This window comes from Skermanella sp. (assembly GCF_059503625.1).
Genome location: NZ_JCACHA010001107.1, coordinates 1 through 5,430, shown reverse-complemented (window position 1 = coordinate 5,430; position 5,430 = coordinate 1). Strand labels below are relative to the sequence as shown.

The following is a 5,430-nucleotide window of genomic DNA, read 5'->3' as shown; positions in this document are numbered from 1 at the left end:
CCCGCGTCATCACGATCCGGACGCCCGGCGCCTTTACGGCGGCGCTGGTGTCCATCGAAACGATGTTGCCGCGCGCGATCGTGCTCGTCACCGGGACGGCATAGACCATGCCGTCCAGGCTGACGTCTCCGGCATACTTCGCGCCGCCGGTCACTTTCAGCGGCCCGTCCACCCGGTCGACGCCGGCGCCGATGACGTTCTTCGGGATCATGGCTGCTCTCCGGCGCCGGGACGCACAAGTTCGTTCAGGACCCGGACCAGCGTGTCCTGGCCCAGCGCTATCTTGAAGCCGTTGTACTGGTACGGCACCGCGCCGGCGAAGGCCGCTTCCGCCGCCGCCCGGAAAGCCTCCTCGGTCGGCGGGCTGCGCAGCAGCACGTTCTCCGCCTCGTGCGAGCGCCATGGGACCGACCCGACCCCTCCCAGCGCCACGCGGACGTGGTCGATGCTGCCCCCCGCGTCCAGCGTCAGCACCACGGCGGCCGATGTCAGCGCATAGGCGTAGGACGTGCGGTCGCGTACCTTCAGGTACATCGACCGCGCGCCGGCGGGCAGTTCCGGCAGCTCGATGCCGGTGATCAGTTCGTCCGTCCCAAGGCGCGTCTGGATCTGGGGCGTATCGCCCGGCAGCCGGAAGAAGTCCTCGGCGCGCTCCAGCCGGTCGAAGGCGGGGTTGGAGATCTTCACCTTGGCGTCCACCGCCACCAGAGCCACGCACATGTCGGACGGATGCGCCGCGATACAGGACGGGCTGGTGCCCAGCACGGCGCAGTAGCGGTTGATCCCTTCGACACCGGGCTGTTCGCCCAATGCGCCGCAGCCCGTTCCAGGTTCGCGCCGGTTGCAGGGCATCGCCACGTCGCGGAAATAGCCGCACCGGTTGCCCTGAAGCAGGTTGCCGCCGACGGTCGCCATGTTGCGAAGCTGGGTCGATGCGCCCGCCAGGATCGCCTGCGACAGCACCGGCCATCTCTGCTTTACGGTCTCATGTTCCGCCAGATCGGTGTTAGAGACATGGGCGCCGATATGCAGCCCGTGCCGGTCCTCGGTGATGCCGTCGAGGCCGAGGTGGTTTATGTCGATCAGCACGCCGGGCGTCTCGACACCCAGCTTCATCAGGTCGAGCAGCGTGGTGCCGCCCGCGACGAATCTTGCGCGGGGATTCCCGGCCATGCGCACCAGGGCGTCGGCGGGCGAGGTCGCCCTTACGTAGCGGAACGGGTTCATGCCGCCTCTCCCGCAACTGGGTTCCTGGCGGCGTCGCGGACACATTTCATCGCTTCGACGATGCCAGGATAGGCGCCGCACCGGCACAGGTTGCCGCTCATGCGCTCCCGGATCTCGGCATCGGAAGCGGGAGGCTTCTCGTGTTCCAGCAGCGCCACCGCCGACATGATCTGCCCGGACGTGCAGTAGCCGCACTGGAAGCCGTCGTGCTCGATGAAGGCTTTTTGGATGGGGTGGAGAGCTTCGGGCGTGCCCAGTCCCTCGATCGTGACGATCGGGATGTCCTGGTTCATCACCGCCAGCGTCAGGCAGGAATCGATGCGGTGGCCATCCACCAGGACGGTGCAGGCGCCGCACTGGCCCTGGTCGCAGCCCTTCTTGGTGCCGGTGAAACCCAGATAGTTCCGCAAGGCGTCCAGCAGGGTGACGCGCGGATCGAGCATCAGGTCGTGGCGCCTGCCGTTGACGGTCAGCGTGACCGGCACCGCCACATCCACCGTCTCGTCCGGTTGCCCGATTTCAGGATTGTCCAAGCCAGCCTCCCCGCTTCGTGATGGATCACGGAATAAGCGGAGAGACTTCTTTTTGTCTACTTATTAGAGCATAACTTTTCATTTCAGTCCTGAAACGAGAGTTTCCCCATTCAATGATCTGCCTGGACGGTTTGGCGCGGCTTCCGTACCAGCGGGGTCAGCATCAGCGCGAAGGCGAAGACGCAGGCCATCACCAGCAGGCAATCGGTGAAGGTCAGCACCATCGCCTCGCGGTGGACGATGTTCTGGACGACCTTCAAGGCTGCAAGATCGGCGTCGCCCTGCATGATGCTCCCCATCCGTCCGGCGATCCCGTCCAGCATGTCCTGGACGCCCGGTCTCGCCACGGTCACGTTGTCGGACAGCCGCGACATATGAAGGGCATAGCGGTCAATCAGCACCGTGTTGATGCCAGCCAGACCAATGGCGCCGCCCAGGTTCCGCATCAGGTTGTACAGGCCGCTGGCGTTCTTGAGCTGGGCCGGCGGCAGTGTGCCGAGGGCCAGCGTATTGACCGGGATGAAGCACATCATCAGCGAGAAGCCACGTACCGCCTGCGGCAGGAACAGTTCCCAGAAGTCGGATTCCGCCGTCAGGATCGAGTTCAGATAGATCCCGCTGCCGAACATCCCGAGCCCGATGGCGAGCATCAGGCGCAGGTCCAGCTTCTTCGACATCATGCCCGCGACCGGCGCCGATATGAACTGGAACATGCCCGTGACGAACATGACCATGCCGATCTGAAGGCTGTTCAACCCCCGGATCTGTCCCAGGAACAGCGGCATGATATAGACGGAGCCATAAAGCCCGACGCCGATCACGAAGCTGAACAGGCAGCCGATCGCGAAATTCCTGTCCTTGAAGGCGCGCAGCCCGACGATCGGGTTGTGATAGGTCAGGACGCGCCAGAAGAACAGCACGCCGCTGGCTACGCAGACCACTGCGCCGGCGGCGATCGCATGGTCTTCGAACCAGTCGTTGCGCGGACCTTCCTCGACCACGAACTCCAGCGTGCCCAGGAACAGCGCCATGAACAGCAAGCCGGCCAGATCGAAGCCCTTCAGCACCGACAGGTCGGCCTTGTCGACATTGACGAAGGTCCAGACCAGCCCCGTGACCAGCAGCCCCGGCACCACGTTGATCAGGAACAGCCAGTGCCACGACAGGCTCTGGGTCAGATAGCCACCCAGCGTCGGTCCCAGGGTCGGCGCCATGGTGGCGACCAGACCGATCATGACGGATACGCCGGCCCGTTTCTCCGCCGGGAACAGGGAGAAGCTGGTGGCGAAGACGGTCGGGATCATCGCCCCGCCCAGGAACCCCTGAAGCGCCCGGAAGACGATCAGGGACTCGATGTTCCAGGCCAGTGCGCAGGCCAGGCTCATGCAGGTGAAGCCGGTCGCCGACACGACGAAGACCCAGCGCGTCGACATGACCCGCGCCAGGATGCCCGACAGCGGGATCATGATGACTTCGGCGATCAGGTAGGACGTCTGGACCCAGCTTATCTCGTCGGCGCTGGCCGACACGCCGGCCTGGATCTCGGCAAGGCTGCTCGACACGATCTGGATGTCCAGGATCGCCATGAACATGCCGACGACCATCGCGAAGAAGCCGATCCAATCCCTCGCGCTGACTTGGCGCGGAGCGTGCGCGGCGGTCATTACCGGGTAGCCGGCTCGGCGGCGGCGGCCGTGCCGAAGATGCCGCCAGCCGCCAGCGGCCCGACACCCTCGGCGCGGGTATCCACGGACACCTCGACCGACAGGCCCGGCCGCAGCAGACCGGACAGCGGGTTGTCGCTCGCCACCGCGATGCGGACGGGGATGCGCTGGACCACCTTGGTGAAGTTGCCGGTGGCGTTTTCCGGCGGCAGCAGGCTGAACTGGGCGCCGCTGGCCGGGGCGAAGCTGTCCACGGTGCCGTGCAGGGTATGGTTGGGGAAGGCGTCGACCGACAGTTCGACCGGCTGACCGCGTCTCATCCCGGCAAGCTGGGTTTCCTTGAAGTTGGCGACGATGTAGACGTCCGGCAGCGGGACCACCGCCAGCATCGCGGTGCCCGCCTTGACGTATTGTCCCAGCTGGACGCCCTTGTTGCCGACCACGCCATCGACGGGCGCCCGGATCACGGCGTGCCGCAGGTTGTCGTGGGCCAGATCCCGGTTGGCGATGGCCTGACGCAGCTTCGCTTCCGCTTCCTTGCGGGACGCCTGGAGCACGCCGAGCTGGTCGCCCTCGGCGGCCCGTGCCGCCACCGCCTTGTTGACGGCGGCCTCCGCCTTGCGCAAGTCGGCTTCCGCCGTGTCGTAGCGCTGCTTGCTGACGTTGTCGCCGGTGACCAGACTCTTGACGCGTTCGTAATCCTGCCGTGCGCGGTGCAGGTCCGCTTCGGCACTGGCGACGGATGCGACGCTCTGGGCGATCATCGAGTGTTCGAGAACGATGCGGCTGTCGATGCTGCCGATGGCGGCCTGGGCCGCTTCCGCCGCCGCTTCGGCTTGTCCGGCCTGGGCGCGGTACTCGGCGTCGTCCAGGACGACCAGCACATCGCCGGATGCCACTTCCTGGTTCTCGGCCACCCGGATCTCGGATACGTAGCCGGCGATCTTTGGGCTTACGATCGTGATGTCGCTATGAACATAGGCATTGTCCGTGGACTCGAAGAAGCGCCCGACGGTCCACCATTCCCAGCCGCCATAAGCGCCGCCGGCCAAGGCCGCAAGCGCCACCACCACAAGAACCGCCTTGCGCATCGAGCCACCTTACGAAAAAGGCGCCAAGCCAGCGGTACATCCGCTATGTGTCGGCGCGGTCGAACTGAACGGTTCAGTTCAGTTACTCACAAAAGTAACTAAAGTTACAGTCTTGTCAAGATTAAACTGAACGGTTTAGTTTAGGGTGAAAACCTCTGCCGGAGCCAATGGAATGACAACGACGGCCACGCCGGATATCCGGACCGAACCGACAGCGTCCGTAAGCGGTGCGGAATTCAAGCAAGGGACGAAACCGGCGCAGATCATGGTGGCAGCCAAGGATCTCTTTACGAGCCAGGGTTTCGGCGCCACCAGCATGGATGCGATCGCGCGGACGGCCAATGTCTCCAAGGCCACCCTCTACGCGCATTTCAGCGGCAAGGAGGAGTTGTTCGCGGCCATCGTCAGCCATACCTGCCGGGCACAATCGCAGCTGCTGCTCGGTCCCAGTGTCGACGATCTGGAACTGACGGAGGCGCTGTCGGAAATCGGCCGCAACTTCCTGTCGCTGATCCTGTCGCCGCAGGCCGTTGCCATCTTCCGCGTCGTCGTTGGGGAAGCCGTGCGCTTTCCCGACCTTGGACGCATCTTCTTCGACTCTGGCCCGAACCAGATGCGGTCGAGCTTGAGCGCCTTTCTCGCGAAGAAGGCGGCGCGCGGGCAACTCGACATCGAAGACCCCATGCGGGCGGCGGAGCACCTGATCGGGATGTTTCAAACTCCGGTGCATCTGCACGTTCTGTTCGGGGTGAAAGAAGGCGTTACGCAAGAAGACATAGATAAGGTTGTGAAAGATGCCAGTGAGGCCTTCCTACGCGCTTATCTGCCACGAGCCTGATTACTGTCGTTGTGATATAATTGGCATATGACGGTTAACTCCGCCGACCTATGGTCGCGCCGTTCGTTCACGACAGG

General features: G+C 64.3%; 6 protein-coding genes. 1 reads left to right on the top strand and 5 read right to left on the bottom strand.

The window, feature by feature from the left end; all coding sequences use genetic code 11:
* From AC5JJ6_RS39765 to AC5JJ6_RS39745, 5 genes are all read right to left on the bottom strand, one after another.
* Positions 1 to 211 (bottom strand): hypothetical protein (locus tag AC5JJ6_RS39765; RefSeq protein ID WP_496047340.1); only part of this gene is annotated, 211 nt, incomplete at its 3' end.
* Entirely contained in the window at positions 208 to 1,227 is a 1,020-nt protein-coding gene (locus AC5JJ6_RS39760; RefSeq protein ID WP_496047339.1) for an FAD binding domain-containing protein, read from the bottom strand. The genes AC5JJ6_RS39760 and AC5JJ6_RS39765, both read right to left, overlap by 4 nt.
* Positions 1,224 to 1,760, bottom strand: a complete 537-nt coding sequence (locus AC5JJ6_RS39755) for a (2Fe-2S)-binding protein (RefSeq protein ID WP_496047338.1) — start codon at positions 1,758 to 1,760, stop codon at positions 1,224 to 1,226. The genes AC5JJ6_RS39760 and AC5JJ6_RS39755 overlap by 4 nt, the downstream gene beginning before the upstream one ends.
* 110 nt (positions 1,761 to 1,870) lie before the next feature.
* Positions 1,871 to 3,424, bottom strand: a complete 1,554-nt coding sequence (locus AC5JJ6_RS39750; RefSeq protein ID WP_496047337.1) for a DHA2 family efflux MFS transporter permease subunit — start codon at positions 3,422 to 3,424, stop codon at positions 1,871 to 1,873.
* Positions 3,424 to 4,515 (bottom strand): HlyD family secretion protein, encoded by a 1,092-nt coding sequence (locus AC5JJ6_RS39745; RefSeq protein WP_496047336.1) that lies wholly within the window; start codon positions 4,513 to 4,515, stop codon positions 3,424 to 3,426. Before AC5JJ6_RS39745 ends, AC5JJ6_RS39750 begins: the two co-directional genes overlap by 1 nt.
* Before the next feature lie 172 nt (positions 4,516 to 4,687).
* On the opposite strand from AC5JJ6_RS39745, the gene AC5JJ6_RS39740 reads away from it, so the two are divergent.
* Positions 4,688 to 5,353, top strand: coding sequence for a TetR/AcrR family transcriptional regulator (locus AC5JJ6_RS39740; protein WP_496047335.1), 666 nt, complete (start codon positions 4,688 to 4,690; stop codon positions 5,351 to 5,353).
* The last annotated feature ends 77 nt before the right edge of the window (positions 5,354 to 5,430 follow it).